Origin of the sequence: Laspinema sp. D2d (assembly GCF_025370755.1) — a bacterium.
GTDB lineage: Bacteria > Cyanobacteriota > Cyanobacteriia > Cyanobacteriales > Laspinemataceae > Laspinema.
This window is the reverse complement of record NZ_JAMXFC010000067.1, coordinates 1-17,092: the sequence shown is the minus strand read 5'-3', so window position 1 is coordinate 17,092 and position 17,092 is coordinate 1. Positions and strand designations below refer to the sequence as shown.

14 protein-coding genes are annotated in these 17,092 nt (G+C 47.7%); 9 read left to right on the top strand and 5 right to left on the bottom strand.

The genetic code is table 11. The annotated features are described in order from the left end of the window. Positions 1-46 precede the first annotated feature (46 nt). Both NG796_RS25775 and NG796_RS25770 read right to left on the bottom strand, forming a co-directional pair. On the bottom strand, positions 47-286 hold the full coding sequence (locus tag NG796_RS25775) for a hypothetical protein (protein WP_261210304.1): 240 nt from the start codon (positions 284-286) through the stop codon (positions 47-49). 116 nt (positions 287-402) lie between these two features. Beyond that, positions 403-660, bottom strand: a complete 258-nt coding sequence (locus tag NG796_RS25770) for a hypothetical protein (RefSeq protein ID WP_261210302.1) — start codon at positions 658-660, stop codon at positions 403-405. Positions 661-725: 65 nt separating this feature from the next. Between NG796_RS25770 and NG796_RS25765 the strand changes: the two genes are divergently transcribed. From NG796_RS25765 to NG796_RS25745, 5 genes are all read left to right on the top strand, one after another. Continuing rightward, on the top strand, positions 726-974 hold the full coding sequence (locus NG796_RS25765; protein WP_261210301.1) for a peptidoglycan-binding domain-containing protein: 249 nt from the start codon (positions 726-728) through the stop codon (positions 972-974). Between the two features lie 304 nt (positions 975-1,278). Continuing rightward, entirely contained in the window at positions 1,279-2,622 is a 1,344-nt protein-coding gene (locus NG796_RS25760) for an ABC transporter substrate-binding protein (RefSeq protein WP_261210299.1), read from the top strand. 101 nt (positions 2,623-2,723) lie between these two features. After that, complete coding sequence (locus tag NG796_RS25755) at positions 2,724-3,632, top strand: carbohydrate ABC transporter permease (RefSeq protein WP_261210297.1); 909 nt, start codon at positions 2,724-2,726, stop codon at positions 3,630-3,632. 99 nt (positions 3,633-3,731) lie between these two features. Beyond that, positions 3,732-4,655, top strand: a complete 924-nt coding sequence (locus NG796_RS25750; protein ID WP_261210295.1) for a carbohydrate ABC transporter permease — start codon at positions 3,732-3,734, stop codon at positions 4,653-4,655. Between the two features lie 50 nt (positions 4,656-4,705). Then, a complete protein-coding gene (locus NG796_RS25745; RefSeq protein ID WP_261210293.1) occupies positions 4,706-5,881 on the top strand; it encodes an ABC transporter ATP-binding protein in 1,176 nt (391 codons plus the stop codon). 50 nt (positions 5,882-5,931) lie between these two features. Here the strand turns inward: NG796_RS25745 and NG796_RS25740 are convergent, their stop codons facing one another. The 3 genes from NG796_RS25740 to NG796_RS25730 form a co-directional block, all read right to left on the bottom strand. Further along, positions 5,932-8,385, bottom strand: coding sequence for a GH116 family glycosyl hydrolase (locus NG796_RS25740; protein WP_261210291.1), 2,454 nt, complete (start codon positions 8,383-8,385; stop codon positions 5,932-5,934). A gap of 68 nt (positions 8,386-8,453) precedes the next feature. After that, on the bottom strand, positions 8,454-9,245 hold the full coding sequence (locus tag NG796_RS25735) for a hypothetical protein (protein WP_261210289.1): 792 nt from the start codon (positions 9,243-9,245) through the stop codon (positions 8,454-8,456). A 232-nt stretch (positions 9,246-9,477) separates the two neighbouring features. Next, positions 9,478-10,698 carry a DUF3747 domain-containing protein gene (locus NG796_RS25730; protein WP_261210287.1) on the bottom strand — a complete coding sequence of 407 codons (1,221 nt, stop codon included), beginning with the start codon at positions 10,696-10,698 and terminating at the stop codon, positions 9,478-9,480. A 744-nt stretch (positions 10,699-11,442) separates the two neighbouring features. Here NG796_RS25730 and NG796_RS25725 point away from each other — a divergent pair. From NG796_RS25725 to NG796_RS25710, 4 genes are all read left to right on the top strand, one after another. Next, entirely contained in the window at positions 11,443-11,577 is a 135-nt protein-coding gene (locus NG796_RS25725) for a hypothetical protein (RefSeq protein WP_261210285.1), read from the top strand. A gap of 363 nt (positions 11,578-11,940) precedes the next feature. Then, entirely contained in the window at positions 11,941-12,474 is a 534-nt protein-coding gene (gene infC / locus NG796_RS25720) for a translation initiation factor IF-3 (protein ID WP_261201822.1), read from the top strand. Between the two features lie 883 nt (positions 12,475-13,357). Further along, entirely contained in the window at positions 13,358-16,402 is a 3,045-nt protein-coding gene (locus NG796_RS25715) for an MFS transporter (protein ID WP_261210306.1), read from the top strand. Positions 16,403-16,500: 98 nt separating this feature from the next. Then, positions 16,501-16,989 carry a Crp/Fnr family transcriptional regulator gene (locus NG796_RS25710; RefSeq protein ID WP_015146734.1) on the top strand — a complete coding sequence of 163 codons (489 nt, stop codon included), beginning with the start codon at positions 16,501-16,503 and terminating at the stop codon, positions 16,987-16,989. Positions 16,990-17,092: the final 103 nt, after the last annotated feature.

Sequence of the window (17,092 nt, the reverse complement as noted above, 5' to 3'; positions counted from 1 at the left end):
CATTTTTGTCCTACACTCTTTTAACAGTGGCTCCCCTCCTGGTGGGTCAAATTTCGCTTAGTCTAAACTCCAGTAAAGAAAACGAATATCCCATCACTAAGCGGCTGCGTTGAAATGCCTCCATTGTATGAGGGTTAAATAGAGCATCTTTGACAAAAATTATCAAGGCTCGGGTGACCCCCAGGCCAATCACTAATATTGCTAAAAGTTGACATAGACTGGTTAAAATGATATTTCCCGATATAACTAAAGTTGTAATCCCAGCTTCAATTCCGTGCAAATTCATCGTTGTTTGTTAATAAATTTTGCTGATTATTTACCCGGGCTCGATGTTCATCGGGAGAGGGATTTTCAGGGCCTAACTCATCAGGAGAGAGGACCGGCTAAGTCTATTTTAATACATCACGTGAAGTCGTCTCCGGTTGATCGCCAGGAAATCCGACAGGCGATCGCCCAAGGAAAAACCCCAAAAGGCAGGTTAATACACGTTTTGGGCGATGAATGAGGAAAAACTTCTGGTAGCCATCCGGGTTGTCCTCCCGTGACTGTAGCGACGACTGAGGATTTCATCGCCAAAATATATCCGGGGATAGTGGTAGAGCGCTCACAGACGGGGCTAAACTGGCTCTGAATCGCTAAAATACCTAATTTTGTACCCAATCATACTCATCGTAGCACCTGTAGAAATTTTATCAAAGAGTTAGAAAAATTTTGGAGGCCCAATCATGTTAGATCAACACATATTAGAACAGGGGAGTCAAGGGGAGGAGGTCAAAGAAATCCAAGAAGTTTTATTAAAGATGGGATACAATTTAGGTGAGGCGGGAGTTGATGGAAAGTTTGGTCCTCAAACGGAAGCGGCGGTTAAAATTTTTCAAGGGGATATTAATTTGCAATATCCTGAAGTCACGGTTATTATCGATGGAAAAGTCGATAGCCAAACTTGGTTTTTCTTAAAAAAAAACTGCTCCTAAATATGAAATTTATGCATACTAATTTTCTCTAAAAATCTGTGGAGTAGGCATTTCTCAGCGAAAAAACAGAAGGAAAGAAGTAAAGAATCTGAACTCTGAGGAGATACCCAGACCGGAGGCGATCGCCTCGGGTCAGACTCACTCTGTCTGCTCTTATCACCTCAGCATTGAATATGAAAGAGTCTCGCAATTAGGTGAGCGTTTGGCTCACTTAAAAAAATTTCCAGGTTTGATGAAGTTTAGTTAAGAAACTTAAAATTATTTGTTTTTTCTTGCCTAAACCAACACAAAGAGCTAATTTGTCGTGAATATAGAGGTAGAACGGGAAGCAATGATGTTTGGGAATCACAATCAACCCGCCATGAAATTTAAACGTTTATATCGAATGCTTGCTTTTACCGTGTTCCTCCTGAGTATCGTGGTTGGATGTGTCAGGAATGCCCGGGACCCCGGAACGCTGGAAGTTTGGGCGCACGCTGGTCAAGATTCAGAACGAATCACCCTGCAAGAACAAGTCAATCGGTTTAATGCTGCTCATGATGAGGTCACCGTTAGTCTCACGTTTCTACCGGAAGGGTCTTATAATGCCCAAGTCCAAGCGGCAGCAATCTCACGGGATTTGCCCGATGTGCTTGAATTTGATGGGCCATTTATCTATAATTATGTCTGGCAGCAAAACCTCAGACCCATTGATGACTTGATTTCTTCAGATCTTTGTCTGGATTTGCTCCCGTCAATTCTCACCCAGGGAACCTATAACGATCGCCTCTATTCCGTCGGTACTTTTGATTCGGGACTGGGAATTTATGGACGACGCACTATGCTAGAATCTGCCGGAATTCGCATCCCGCAAGGGAACGCTGACGCTTGGACCGCAAAGGAATTTAATCGCGCATTAGCCATTTTAGCCGAAAATGACCCGGACGGACAAGTGCTAGACCTAAAAGTGAACTATTCCGGAGAGTGGTTTACTTATGCCTTTATGCCGCTATTATATTCCGCTGGCGGTGCAACCATTGATCGCACAAATTACCAAACTGCTTCCGGGGTCATGGATAGTCCTGAATCCGTGGCAGCAATGGAACAGGTGCAGTCTTGGATGAAAAATGGCTACGTTGATCCCAATGTGGATGACGCCGCCTTTACCACGGGACGGGTGGCGCTTTCTTGGGTGGGACATTGGGTCTATCCCAGTTATGCAGAGGCTTTTGGGGATGATTTAGTGGTGTTGCCTCTGCCGAATTTAGGCAATGGATCGAAAACCGCCCAGGGTTCATGGAATTGGGGAATTACAGAAAGAAGTCAAAACCCCAAAGCGGCAATGGCATTTTTAGAGTTTTTATTACAGCCAGATGAAGTGCTGGCGATGTCCAATGCGAATGGGGCCGTCCCCGCTACCCAAAGTGCGATCGCTCAATCTCCCTTATACCGGGAAGGCGGTCCGTTGCGTCTATTTTCTTCGCAATTGTTGAATAACAAGACCATTCCCCGCCCCCAAACTCCCGGTTATCCGGTGATTACTTCAGCCTTTCAAGAAGCCTTTAATAACATTCGCAATGGTCTGGAAGTGCAACAAGCCTTAGAACGCGCTGCCACAGAAATTGACCTAGACATTCGGGATAACGAAGGGTATCCTAACCTGAGTTAATACCTCTAAAAATGTCCCCCCGTTTCCAGAAATTTCTGGTAACAGTAACCTGGAATTGACAAGAATATAGGGAGTATCAAGATGAATTTTAATCTAAACTTATGGCAAATAAAACAACTATAACTACTCAAAATGATACAGGCAGCGCCCTAGGGATGGCCGCCCCCGCCTTGATTGGATTATTCCTATTTGTGGCCTTGCCTTTTACCTTAGCGGCCATTTTGTCTTTTACGAATTTAAGACTGGGTTCGCCGTTACCTACCCGGTTTATTGGGTTAGAACAATATGCTCGAATTTTTAGTGAACCCTCATTTCGTCGCGCCTTACTGAATAATGCCATTTTTGCCCTAGTAGTCGTGCCATTGCAAACGGCGATCGCCCTCGGATTAGCCCTTTTACTCAACCGTCCCCTGCGCGGTATGGCGATCTTTCGCACCCTGTTTTTCATGCCGGTGGTTTTTCCAATGGCATTGGTTTCCGTGATCTGGATTTTGATTTATGCCCCCGGTGCCAATGGCATGATGAATTCTTTTCTGGATTTTATCACTTTTGGATTGTGGGAACCGCGAGATTTTCTGCGTGACCCCTATCTAGCACTTCCGGCCATTATGCTGCTTTCTATGTGGCAGGGGGTAGGATTTCAAATGGTGATTCTGTTAGCCGGTTTACAGTCAATTCCCAGTGATTTATACGAAGCTGCCGCTATTGATGGCAGTAATAAATGGAACCAGTTTCTACACGTCACCTTACCCCAACTGCGAAATACCTTAATTTTCGTCATGTTGGTGACTTCGATTCTGTCATTTCGCCTGTACGACCAAATCGAAATCATGACCAATGGAGGACCGCTAGATGCTACCACCACGGTGATGTATGAAGCGGTAACCGCTGCATATCAACAGCAAAAGATGGCAAAAGGGGCGGCCATGACGGTGGTGTTTTTCCTAGTCGTCTTGATGATTACTCTCATCCAACGAACCTTGATTAAAGAAGAACGGGCGATCGATTAAATTCTCCAATTTAGCAACAAGAGGAATAATAATTTCTCTCTCTATTCCCGATAAACGTATTTTTTCACCTTCTTAATCGATGTTACGGAATCTAAATTCATGAAACAAGTTCAGGAAATTTCCCAGGAAGCATCAACCGGAAAAAGTCGCGTTTCGGCGATGACTCATGAGCAATTAATGACCCACCGCAAAAACCAGCAGCGGATTAGTATGATTGTCAGCTATGTAGTCTTGACAATTTTGGCGTTGCTGTTTATTGCACCCATTTTATTTATGATTGTCGGCAGTTTCAAGCCGGATAATCTAGTGTTGGTCGAGGCAGGTTCCTTAAAAGCATTTGTCCCGGATAATCCCTCTTTGCAGAACTATCAAGATGTATTTAAACGAGTTAATTTTACCCGATTTTTCTGGAACTCGATTTTTATTACCGGGGCGATCGTCCTGTTGGGACTTCTGGTTAATTCAATGGCAGCTTATGCCTTTTCCCGGTTGCAGTGGCGGGGACGGGATATGATTTTCCTTGTGATTATTGCCTTAATGATTATCCCCTTTGAAGCCATTGCCGTTCCTCTGTTTTTTCAAATGACCTGGCTGGGATTACGCAATACTTACACCGCCCAAATAATTCCGTTTATTGCAAATGCCTTTTCCATCTATTTATTTTACACCTTTTTTATCGTCTTGCCAAAGGAATTAGAAGAAGCAGCCAGAGTAGATGGGGCGGGTCCTATTCGGACTTTTTTTGAAATTATCGTTCCGGTTTCTAAACCTGTTTTTGCATCGGTAGCAATTCTGACTTTTTTAACCCAATGGGGGTCATTTTTGTGGCCGACGATGATCGCTGTTGGGGAAAGAGTTCGACCCTTGCCGGTGGCGATCGCCCAATTTCAAACCTTACCTCCGATTCAATGGGGGGATATTATGGCCTTTGGAGTCATGATGGTTGCACCGATGTTAGTGATTTTCTTAATCTTCCAAAAATGGTTTGTTCAAGGGGTTGCTTCTTCGGGTATTAAGGGTTAGAACTCCGCTTTTTCGTAATTTCTGTCTAAAAATATCCAAAAATTAAAACAATGGCAAGAGTAGAATTCGACCACATTTACAAAGTTTATGCAAATGGCTTTACGGCCATGAAAGACCTGTGTTTGACCATTGAAGATGGCGAATTTATGGTTTTTGTTGGACCTTCCGGCTGTGGCAAATCCACCGCCCTGCGGATGTTAGCGGGATTGGAAGAGATTAGTGCGGGTAAATTAATCATCGGTCAGGATGTGGTGAATAATAAAAGCCCCCAAGACCGGAATATTGCAATGGTCTTTCAAAATTATGCCCTATATCCGCACATGACTGTGCGGCAAAATATGGAATTTCCCCTGCGAATGATGAAAGTTTCTAAAGGGGAACGACAACAGCGAGTCATGGAGGCGGCTGAAAAATTGGGATTGACCCATTTGCTGGATAATAAACCCAAACAAATGTCTGGAGGACAACGGCAACGGGTGGCAATGGGACGAGCAATTGTGCGTGACCCGGCAGTATTTTTAATGGATGAACCCCTGTCGAATTTGGATGCAAAAATGCGAGTACAAATTCGCACAGAAATTGCAGATTTGCAGCGCAAAATGGGAACAACAACGGTATATGTGACCCATGATCAAGTTGAGGCAATGACAATGGGCGATCGCGTGGCGGTGATGCGCTTGGGGGAACTCCAACAAGTTGCACCGCCTCAAGAGTTATACGATCGCCCTACCAATGTATTTGTCGCTGGATTTATGGGTTCTCCGGCGATGAATATCTTTCATAGTGAGTTACGCAAAACCGAAAACGGCCAATTTGTAATTACCTACGGAGCCCAATACCTGGCGATCGCCCCGGAAACCTGCGATCGCTACCGGGAAATTGAACATTATATCAACAAACCCATTTTTGCCGGATTGCGTCCCGAAGCCTTTTTAATAGCCGATCGCAATACTCAAGAGAGTCATAAAATTGAAGTGGAAGTCACTACCCTTGAATCCCTGGGTCATGAAACCATTATCTATTTCAATTCTCCCCTAGCCAAAATTGAAATTCAAGATAAAGATGACCTAGCCAAAGTGCTAGAAAAACCCACAGGAGAGAGTCAATCCATTGCAGTTGCCCGAGTCGGTTCTGCCCAAAAACTGCACCATGCCGACTGCCTCTCCCTGGCCGTTGATACCCGCCAACTCTACCTCTTTGATCGCCACGGCAACGCTATCTTATAACGATTTCTACGAAAGGACAAGGCAGTGCCTTGTCCTTTCTAATTCTTCCCCTATTTAAACCCAGTCAACATTCCATAAACGGCCCAAATTGCCATCGCCCGCAGATAATGAGATGCCCGAAACGTTCCCACTGCCGTAATCGCTTCTGGAGTGCGGAATTGCAAACCATTTTCATACACTTGTTGAATCACCGTTTCTGTTAACTTAAATCCTTCCTCCTTCATCCCCATTTGCACCAGAAATGCCGCCAATCCAAAATTAATTCCAGTCCAGACTTCTAACGGATGCGTCGCATTGGGATTCACCGGCGAACCATCGATTAATACGCCATTGGCCGCCCCAAATTGCCCCTTATGAAACTTTAGAAAACAGGAGTCATAGACTGTTTTTAAGGCCGATTCTGCACAGTTGATTGGCACAATATCGGCTAACCCTAATAACCGCGCATAGAATTGACCACAAAGCTGATCCGCCATCACAACTTCAGAACCGCTTTCGCTGTCGAGGCGATAATAAGTGCCATTCCAGAGTTTTTCTTGATACAGAGTTCCTGCTTGTTCCAACCAATCTTGATAGGTACTCAGGGTTTCTTGAATCGTTGCGGGTTCGAGCAATTGCGATCGCTTCTGTTCATAAATCGTATCGGTGAACACGCCGGAATGGGGAGGATTGTTTAAAATTATCTCACCGACGGCGATCGCTGCTTGTAATGCCGCCATCCACAAACCGCCACAATAGGCACTGATCCCACGCATCGGCCAATCATCGAACGTCTGATCCGGTGCACCGCCATTTTCGGGAATCCCATCCCCATCGGTATCGAAGGTTTTTAAATAGGCGATCGCCTGCACCATTGAGGGCCAACAATCCCATAAAAACTCATAATCATCCCCCCCTGTTAACAGAAAATCCCGATACACCAGCAAGGCAAAATCACAGGGTAAATCCTTCCACAAATTACAATCCTGATAACTGGTATAATTTGTTTTCACCCAAGGATGTTCATTCGGTGCACCCAAATCGTGAGGCGTGGCATCGGTCACTTTCCGAACTGCTGCCGCTTGATTATACCCGATAATCCGAGGTGTATCATCCCCCGTGGGAATTGCCCGCGCAAACCCTCGCATTACCGATTTTTCCAATTCCGGCCACAACATCAACAGGGCAAAAGACCCATATAATCGCACATCTAAGCTTTCATACCAGCGATAATCGATACATTCAAGCACCGCAAATTTACCCCGAGGTTCCTCCGCATCTTGGGCGGTCCACAATGTTCCTCCATCGGTGAGAATATACAACTCATTAAACAAGGCCATTTTTACCGAGTCAGACAAATCGTCCCGGTCTAATATCGCTTGTTGCCAGGTGATGATATTCTCACGCCACATATCCGAATGCTTGAGTGCAGTGCGAATCATGGACCAGGAATTTTTGCCATGACGCCCGAAAAAGTCGGTGTAGCGCCGGTATTCCCACACTCCGGCAGCGAATTCAGTCACGGGAAAATCCCAAGCGAGTATAAAGGGTATTTTTCGGGTTTTTCCCGGACGAAGGGTGAAGCGAACCGCCAATGCTACCCCAATTCGTTCTCCCTTAGCTGCCGGGGTTTCATCGGTACAATCCAATAAAGAACCATCCCGAGAAAACTGTTCCCAGACTTCTTTACCGCTGCCGGTGGGATTCCATCGGGTGTTCTTGAAGGTATCGAGAAAGGGATTGGTAGCAGTGGCGATCGCCAGTTCTCCCTCCCCTTCCTGGGGAACCTCTCCCAAGTGACCCCCGGCCATTATACACCCAATCCGATGAAAATCTTCAATATAGCGGTTAGAATTGCCCTGACTTTGCCCCCATTTCGATTGGTATTCATAGACGGGTGATCCATCGTCTCTCACTTTGACCGTAGGAGATTTGATAGCATTGGTAAACCAACCCACCACATTTTCCCAAGTCAGCAGAATACTCAAAGTAATCGGTTCATCGGTGGGATTGTAGGCAGTCCATTCAAAAATTGCCAGGGGATAGCTACATTCTTGGTATTTTCCCGGCCAAATTGGAGAAAATTGCTCACAAGTGAGTTGCGCTTTCAAGACATTTTGATAGACAAACCAACTCCGAGGATACAAAGCGTGATATGTTCCCGTCAGATTCTCCTCAGTGGAGGCGGGATACCATTGCCAGGAATTCAAGCTGCCATCGGAAGGGGGTTCGGTACAAAGTGCGTAAGCGTGACGCTGACCTTGGGTTTCTTCAAAAATGCTAAACTGACAGGCGGGAAGAGATTGGAACGTATGTTCGCCGCCGTCGAGATGCCAGAGATTGAAGTCACCGCGAGGCGATCGGCCTATACAACCGGCCCCAAACCCCCCGAGGGGCATTCCATGCCAGGGACCATCATCGAGATTACTGCCATAGCGAACCGTATAGGGTTTGTCCCAATCCAAACCAAGGGGACGCTGCCAAGTCTGGGAAGGAATTTGAGGGGGAGTGGATGGAGTCGTCATAGTTCTGCTTGAATCAACACTCTCGATTAAAGCAGAACTCTGACGATTACCGCCGGGGCCACCGCCCCTTACCCATCGCTTTCTAACTTTTGAATGGCGCGGTTGAGATGTTGGAGATAGGGTTTGACCACTTCGCGATTTTGCTGTTGCAGTTTGACAATTTGGCTTTGCAGTTCATCAAGCTGGGTTTGAATGGCGGTGTCATCGGGGGCCACTGGACTGGTTAAGGCTTGGAACTGGGTTTGAATGTCGGCTAAACTTTGAGCGAGGGTGAGTAATTCTATTTTGAGGGTAGACAATTCAGGGGAAGGAACTGAAGGAGGAGATGCTAACTCTTGGCGAAGGGTTTGGACTTCGCTATTGAGGGTTTCTTGGAGTTCGGTGAAGCGGGTTTCAGTAACATCTCGCAGACGCATGACGCCGCGACGGACGATCGCAAATTCGTGCTGGATTTCTTCATGATTGGGGTTACTGGAATTGGCCCGATCGCCTTGTTGTTGCAAAGTAGCGATCGCCTCGGAAAGACGCATCAAGGTATTTTCCACGTCCTGAATCCGTTCCGATCGCGGCAACGTTTGTAAACTACTGTGAACCGCAATGACTACTTGATGCATCTCGGCGATCGCCCCTTGGTGTTCAGTCCGCACTTGCTCCCCAAACCGACTGCGATTCAATTGATTCAGCCACAATGCCAAAGTAATTGGAGTCGCGGCAAATAAAACCTGTCCAGACAATCCCGCCACAACGGATCCCACAGCCGAACCAATCAGGGATGCCGACTCAGCGAGTTCGAGGCGATCGCGCTCTCGAATTCGAGACAGGAAGCTTGGAAAAGCCCGGTGGCGGTTAATGTGCTGCATGGCTTTAGGAACAACAGTTTTAAAATGTTTTCTGCCACTGATTGTAAGCGATTTCTAGGAAATTGAGTGGGGATGCCCCCTCTTTGCTGCGGCCAAATTGCCCGTTTCTCCTCAATCCCTCAATCAATAGATACAAAAAAACTGACAAGTCTTGTTGTCAGTTTTTATGAAGTTTATCCCGGAAAATATCCAGTCAACTCAACAGAATAATTTGGGGGTTTCCCCCATTACCTTACTGTCTTACACAATTAACCATCCGGACCGTTGCTGCGGCTGCATAATTTCGCAACGTCGGAGAGTTGGGGAAAAACTGAGTCCCTGATTCATTGAGTGGAGAAGCAACCTGACAATAACTCGACATATCCGAAATCAGAGAAGCAGCCCAGTGATTTTGGGTATCTGAGAAATTAGTAGGGGTGCGGGTCGCCGTGAGATTAGTACCCCGACCGCGCAGCGTATTACCATATTCAGCAGCGCGACGTAACACCGCCATCATTTCAGCGCGAGTCACGGTTTGAGCCGGACGGAAACTTTGATCTTGATACCCACTAATAATATTATTGTCTCGGGCCCATTGAATTTTAGGGGCGCTCCATCGCGACGCCTCCACATCAAAATAGGGTCGAGAGGAAGCCGTAGTAGGAATATTGATATTGGCACCGGGAACGTTTTTCAACGATTCGATAACCATTGAGACCAACTGTTCGCGAGTCAGGGCCACTTGGGGGCGGAACGTATTATCTTCTCGGAAACCGGACACGAAACCCAGGGCCACCGCTTGCTCGATTTCCTGCGCATAGATATCCGATCGCGTATCTGCAAAGGAGACATTCACCGGAGGGGGAGTCGTCACCACCGGCGGCGGAGAAGTCGTGCCCGATGAGCCAATGGGTTTAGCCAGGGCCGTTAAAGATTGGGTATTGGCGAGATAGACGTGACCCAAAGTCTGACCGTTATAGGTGCGTTTGGCGAACTGCCATCCGGGATTGAGGACAATTTTATTAAATCCATTGGCGATGCCGTTCGTGCGTCCAATTTCCATTTCCCGACGTTCAAACGTATTGACCCCAAGCAGCACCAGGTTTCCATTGCGCTGTACGATCCTCAAGGTGTACTGAAGGCCGATATCTTCACCGCCTACTCGGATAGAATAGCCATTGCTATCCGTACTGCGACCACAAATCCCCGTAAAGTCAAAATTGACTAACAGGGGATCGACGCGAACGGGGTTGCTGCCACTTTCGCTCCAACATTCACGAGAATTGGAGACTTGCTCGATGATTAGCAGTGGGGGAGCCACGCCTCCGCTAAACGACTGGGCAACCGCAATAAAGCGGCTTTGATCGACGCTTTGTTGTCCGAACACCGAGGCGATCGCTTGAGTGCCAAGGGTCAAAGCCGAGAGAGTTGCCGTAGCGATCGCAGCCGTTTTGAGTAGAAGTGAAGTCTTCATAGTGCGCTTGTTTAACCGTCGGGTGATTGGTAAATGCCGCTGGGCATAGTTGTATTGTGAAGCAAGAAAGGCGGATCAAAAAAGAGGGGATGTTGTGGTTCGTTAACTGTCCCCTGGGCGATCGACACTCTTGTCCGAGTCTAGTTTTGAAATGAACTTCGCCCCGGGGATCTATATCCTCTCCTACCGAACTAATGCCCACTGTCCACACAAGCCAAGGAGCGTTTCTACCCCGGTAGCCAGGGAGCCGTTATGCCCTGCCTTGTTACAGTACCCGAAGTGTCCCCTGGGGCAATTGGTTCCCTCCACCCCTGAAAATTCTCCCCTAGAGGACCGAATCACCGGATCCACTTCAATCCCCCAGGGTTCAGAAGAACCCCTTTTGGTTCGCGATCGGGTCCGGGGTATTTATCCCGTGAAAGCAATCTATGATACGGTCGAATGCCAGACTTCCTGTTATGCTAGAACAGACCGGGACTCGCTTTTACCCGTTTTTTGTTCTAACCCAAACCGGGAAAGCCCCAAGTTCTGTCTAAAGTTAGATGAAGATTCATCAAAAATTGAATGATACTGAGTAAAATGACAAGTAGCAATATCCTCTCCCTGAATTAGCTACCTTAGAGCTAAGTCCCGGCCTTAACCGGGTGTAGGGAGTCAGCAAAAACGGACTGGAGGTCTGGAGTAACGACATCAAGCTAGGTCGCCTGTAAAGGGTTGATTTCCAGCCCTAGGGGCTTCTTCTCGATGCCAGAACCCAGACCTAAACGCGATCGCCCTGGATTTACCTCAAAATACGGGACGCCTAGAAGCCAGAGTTCTTTAGAACCGGGAACAAAGGCGATGCTATTCCATTTATTCCTCGTCAAAATGCAGTTATAATCAAGAAAGCCGGAAGAATAATCTATCTGCGCGTCGAAACAATCAAATCCAGTGAAACTCCTGCTTTAACTGGTCTGCTGTATCATTGCAGCAGAGGATTGAACAAGCACTCGTTGAATGGGTGAGCGTATCAAACTGACATCAGTGATAGATTCTGAAAGCTGATTTCCCTATCAAAAAGTCAGCTCAAGTGCAATACCTTTCGTACAAGTTATTGTTTTGAGCCTGTAGAGGTACTTTGACAATGCCTTTTAAGTTAGTCTTAAAGAATCTCAGAGTCTTCAGACGATCCCCTGAGAGTGTCAACTAAACTTTTACAAAACTTACTCTGTGAACGACTTGCTTCCATCATCTTCTTCCAGAATGCCTGTGACTGAAAAGAGAAGAAATCGGGATTTACCTCAAATTAATGAAAGAATCCGATTTCCTCAAATTCGAGCCATTGACACAGACGGCAGCCAGCTTGGGATTCTAACGCCTCAAGAGGCGATGCGAATCGCTGAAGAAAAAGACCTCGACTTGGTTTTAGTCAGCGATAAAGCCGATCCCCCAGTTTGCCGGATCATGGACTACGGCAAATATAAGTTTGAGCAAGAGAAAAAAGCGCGGGAAGCTAAGAAAAAACAGCATACCGCTGAAGTCAAAGAAGTAAAGATGCGCTACAAGATTGAAGAGCACGATTATAACGTGCGTCTCAATCAAGCCCAGCGCTTTCTGAAAGTGGGAGATAAGGTAAAAGCGACGATTACATTCCGAGGGCGGGAAATTCAACATACGGACCTGGCTGAGGAATTACTCAAGCGCATGGCAACGGACCTCGAAGAAGTCGCTGAAGTGCAGCAAGCCCCTAAAAAAGAAGGGCGTAGCATGATGATGTTGCTCTCTCCCAAAAAGTAGGGAAAAAAATAGTCCAACCCATCGTGAGGGCGCAGGTACTGAAGTTAAAGTACACAGCGCCCTCATGATTTGCCTGGAGAGAGCGGGAACAAGGGTGAGAGCCTCTCGGGGCAGGGGAGTGGATGAGCCGCCGGACTGAAAGAGAGAAGGCAGTACAGGCGATCGCCCACAAGACCCCAGGGACTAGCCAGAGCAGGAACAGACCCAAGCAAGCGAAGATTTCCCCCCCAAAATATTGTGCCGAGAAAAATCAGCGGGGGAAATTGGGTGATCGGGGGTGACGACCCCCATAAAGCGATAAAATAACCATCAGCCCTGGCTGTTACGATTTGAACCCTCAAATCAAACGCTCTTAAACCCTGGAAAGGGAATGAGTTTGCTGTTCCCCGTCAAGCTTTAACTGGGACTAACGAAAACTGAGGTATCCTCATCTGCGCCGATCACCCCGATCGGCGCAAGACTTGTTTTACGCCCTCAACCTGACGCTGAGTCTCGCAAAACGCATCCTTCCTAGCCCTGCTCAACCTGCACCAAAACCCTATTACCGTCCTTCAGGCATCACCAAGCTAGAGCAATTGAAAAATACTAGAGATTATGGTAATCAGAAGGAAGAAAAACTCAACTGAATCGTTCTAGCGATTGAGTGCGCGAGGTAACAGTACAGGAGCTAGGCATAAGCGAATGAACCCGTGGAAGCCAAAGCAAGCCCCGGGAGTCACCGATTAACGAGAACCCGTTGGCGACAAGGGTAGAGAATAATGAGCGATCAACTGGGCTTTTCATGCCAGAACAACCAGGGTATGGCATTCTAAATACCAGAAGAATAGTAGATGAAGGGAACCGGCATTCAGGGAAACTCTACAACACGGGAAATCAACGCTGCATGGAACTAAAAGAACAGCGGTTTGCCGCTAAGGGTAGGTTAGCAACCGCATTGCTACAGTGGTTAAATCTCCGTCCCGAGGAAGGAGAGCGCACCTGGTTGATGTTTGCATTCTATACCGTTACCTCAATTGGGATGTTGTGGTTAGAAGCAAGTACAGTGGGTCTGTTCTTAAACGAATATGGGGCGGAATCCTTGCCCTGGATTTATGTCGCCGGGGCCGGTTTAGGGTCCTTCCTGGGAGTCATGTACTCCTGGATGCAAAGGTTCCTACCCCTACGCCAAGTGATCGTCTCAGTGGCGATTTTGATGGCGATCCCCTTGCTCTTTTTTCGGGTCGCCTTAAATATTGCGATCGCCGCTGCCGTCACGATTTTCCTGATGCGCCTGTGGTTGGAAGCGATCTTTGCCCTGAATGACCTCAACACCTCCATTGCCGCCAACCAACTCTTTAACATCCGCGAAATTAAACGCACCTATCCCCTCATCAGTAGCGGTATTTTACTCGCCGATGTGATTAGTGGTTTTTCCCTCCCCGCACTGCTGAGAGTCGTCGGACTTAATAACGTGCTTGTTGCCTCCTGTGTGATGATGCTGTTAGGGGCATTTTTGCTATTTTACCTAAGTCGCACCTACAAACAAGCCTTTCCCGATGCTCCCCGGACTAGCGCCCTAGAAAATGAACCGGATTTCACCAATCGCCGACTGGGTGGACCTCTAAAAGGCTATGTGATTCCCTTATTTGGATTTTTTATTCTCGCGGAAGCCTTACATTTGGTCGTTGACTTCCTATTTTTAAGTGAATTGGAACAGCAAAACCCCGCTGGACAAGATTTGGCGATCGGGATTGCTAGTTTCCTCGGCGTCTTTAATGGCATCCTCGGACTCTTTGAACTGGTCATGCAGTGGTTTGCGTCCAGTCGGATTGTGGAACGATTTGGAGTCTTTGCCGCCGCGACCCTCTTACCGGCAGCCGTTGTTTTACTTAGCGCCTTTTCCCTGACCCCCATCCTGCCCTTCTTTTGGGGGCTAGTTTCCCTAAAATTTATAGAAGAACTCCTCAAATACACCTTAATCGAAGGCACCGGCCCTGTCTTTTTCCAGCCCCTGCCCGATAGCATTCGCAGTAACATCCAATCGATGGTGAATGGGATTGCTGAACCCCTAGCTGTGGGGGTAACCGGCGTGGCAATTTTAGCCGCGATTTGGGTGTGCAGGATGATCTTTCCCGCCGCTAGTCCCGAACAGATTCTGGGGTATCAAGGCTCTGTGTTCTTGGTATCCGTAGTTTTGATGGGGTTAGGCTGGTTTTTTATCGTCTGGATCCTGCGATCGCGCTATCTCGGCTTATTAGTTTCCAGTGCCGAACGGGGACGCCTCGGCGTGTCCGATGTAGATATGCGGGCATTAAAACGTACCGTTGTGGAAACCTTGGAACAGAAAGGCAGCGAAGAGGATAAACGCTCTTGTATCGAATTGCTTACCCAAATTGATCCAGAGCACGTTGGCGAAGCACTTGCGCCCCTCCTGCCCAATCTTTCTCCCAGTTTACAGCGACAAAGTTTGGAGGTGATGCTCAACCATCCGAGTCCCACTTACACCGCCCATCTACGAACCTTGCTCGACCAATCGGTTACCCCAGAAGTGTTAGCTTTGGCGTTGCGCTATATCTGGCTAACGGAACCGGAACTGGATATCGAACAATTGCGCTCCTATCTGCGCCCGGATGTAGACCCGGTGGTTCGAGGGACTGCCGCCTCCTCGATCATGCGCCGAGGCAACCGCGAACAAAAAGCTGAAGCGACTAACGCCCTGCGCCATATGTTGACCCATAAACAGGAACGGGAACGGGTGATGGGCTGTCGCGCCCTAGGCGAAGCGGATTATTTGCAAGGGTTACGATTGTTTATCCCAAATCTGCTCCAGGATGAGTCTTTGCGAGTCCGTTGCGCCCTGTTGGAGGTGATAGCATCGACCCATTTAGAAGAGTATTATCCATCGCTATTGCGGGGACTTTACTATAAATCCACTCGGGAATCAGCAATGCGGGCTTTGGTGCGCTTGGAGAATGAAATTCTCGATCGCCTCGTGGCCCTGGCTGAAGATATTCATAAGCCCGATTTAGTCCGGATGCACGCTTGGACGGCGATCGGTCAGATTGGTACCCTCGAATCCCTGAATGTGTTGGTGAATCATTTGGTCATTAGTTGGGGAACAACCCGACGCAACATCCTGCGCATTCTTTTAAAAATCCCCAAGGAAGGGGGAATTGAAGGGGTTTTAGACCGCATTGGTCGTAGTGGGGTAGAAATGTTAATCGACCAAGAATTGATGTTGATGGGTCAGATTTATCAGGCCCTCATCGGACTCAATCCCGAAGAAATCGTCGGACGAGAAGCGAATCTCCTGCGCCGCGCTTTGCGTGATGTTATTTCCGATTCGGTAGACCGCTTGTTTTTGCTGATGAAGTTTCTCTATCCCCTCGGGTCGATTCAAGCAGCAGCTTTTAATTTACAGTCCGGTGTCCGAACGAATATGGCGCGGGGTTTGGAAATTTTGGATAATACTCTGGATATTCCGAGTAAGCGGATTTTGCTGAGTATTCTCGATCGCCGTGCCGATGAGGAAAAACTCCAGAGTCTGGCGGAACTGATTGCTATCGAAACTCTCTCCCCTAGCGATCGCCTCCGGCGATTGGTGGACTTACGCCACTTTATCTCAGAGTGGCCCTTGGCTTGTTGTTTTCACCTAGCGCGGGCTTCTCGCTGGAGTCTGACGGGGGAACAAACCCTCGCTTGTTTGAACCATCCGAAAAGTTTTGTGCGTGAAGCTGTGTTAGCCTACCTGAAAGTGGCCTCTCCTCGCGCCCTCGTTGAACTGTTGCCCCGGATGAAAAACGATCGCGATCGTCTCGTTGCCTCTCAAGTCAAGGAAATGATGGCGGAATTAGGCATTGCGGATTTACCAAAGCAAGCCTCATCCACTAGCGGAGGCCCCCAGGGTTTTCCCAATTATCCGGGCATTCCCGGGTTGGAAGCGACCTAAAGTACGGTAAAAGTAAAAAGATAAAAGGAAAATTTTTGTTTTTGCCTTTTTACTCCTGATTACTTTTTAGGCTTTATTTTTTACGGTTTACTGTCGTAATGCTCACCAGTGTTGACCGATTATTATTTGTCAGGGCCGTTCCGATTTTTAAGGAACTTCGGGATGACTTTCTTGTGCGTCTGGCTTCCGTGATGGATGAGCTATCTTTCCCGGCAAAGCATACTATCTTCACAGAAGGTCAGGAGGGGCGATCGCTCTATATCGTCGTTTCTGGTAAGGTCCGCGTTCACATTGGCAATCGAGACCTCGCTAAACTAGAACAGGGGACCTGTTTTGGCGAAATGTCTTTGTTCGATGCTGAACCCCGTTCAGCCTCTGTCACAACTTTGGAATCCTGCGAATGTCTAGTATTGACTCAGCAGCAACTCTACGATGCCATTGATGAAACCCCCGGAATTGCCATCAATATCATCCGCTTGCTCTCTCGTCGGATCCGCGAACTGAATCGGGTTAATGCTCAAACGGCGGCACAATCACAGCCCTCGGGAAGCGACTTACGCAGTGCGGGAACGAATGTGCCAGGATAGCAGGGTCCAGAGATAAGGCAGAACCCACTTACAGGTATATGTTTTTATCACCTAGGGTATAATAGGGAAGGGAGGGACCCCAGGTATCCCCGGATGATGAAAG

What these genes read in the sequence shown, in the direction of transcription:
- NG796_RS25745 (WP_261210293.1), top strand. Translation starts at nt 4,706, where the DNA reads ATGGCAAGAGTAGAATTCGACCACATTTACAAAGTTTATGCAAATGGC.
- NG796_RS25725 (WP_261210285.1), top strand. Translation starts at nt 11,443, where the DNA reads ATGCCAGAACCCAGACCTAAACGCGATCGCCCTGGATTTACCTCAAAA.
- NG796_RS25710 (WP_015146734.1), top strand. Translation starts at nt 16,501, where the DNA reads ATGCTCACCAGTGTTGACCGATTATTATTTGTCAGGGCCGTTCCGATT.
- NG796_RS25765 (WP_261210301.1), top strand. Translation starts at nt 726, where the DNA reads ATGTTAGATCAACACATATTAGAACAGGGGAGTCAAGGGGAGGAGGTC.
- infC (WP_261201822.1), top strand. Translation starts at nt 11,941, where the DNA reads ATGCCTGTGACTGAAAAGAGAAGAAATCGGGATTTACCTCAAATTAAT.
- NG796_RS25740 (WP_261210291.1), bottom strand. Translation starts at nt 8,385, where the DNA reads ATGACGACTCCATCCACTCCCCCTCAAATTCCTTCCCAGACTTGGCAG.
- NG796_RS25715 (WP_261210306.1), top strand. Translation starts at nt 13,358, where the DNA reads ATGGAACTAAAAGAACAGCGGTTTGCCGCTAAGGGTAGGTTAGCAACC.
- NG796_RS25755 (WP_261210297.1), top strand. Translation starts at nt 2,724, where the DNA reads ATGGCAAATAAAACAACTATAACTACTCAAAATGATACAGGCAGCGCC.
- NG796_RS25735 (WP_261210289.1), bottom strand. Translation starts at nt 9,245, where the DNA reads ATGCAGCACATTAACCGCCACCGGGCTTTTCCAAGCTTCCTGTCTCGA.
- NG796_RS25750 (WP_261210295.1), top strand. Translation starts at nt 3,732, where the DNA reads ATGAAACAAGTTCAGGAAATTTCCCAGGAAGCATCAACCGGAAAAAGT.
- NG796_RS25775 (WP_261210304.1), bottom strand. Translation starts at nt 286, where the DNA reads ATGAATTTGCACGGAATTGAAGCTGGGATTACAACTTTAGTTATATCG.
- NG796_RS25730 (WP_261210287.1), bottom strand. Translation starts at nt 10,698, where the DNA reads ATGAAGACTTCACTTCTACTCAAAACGGCTGCGATCGCTACGGCAACT.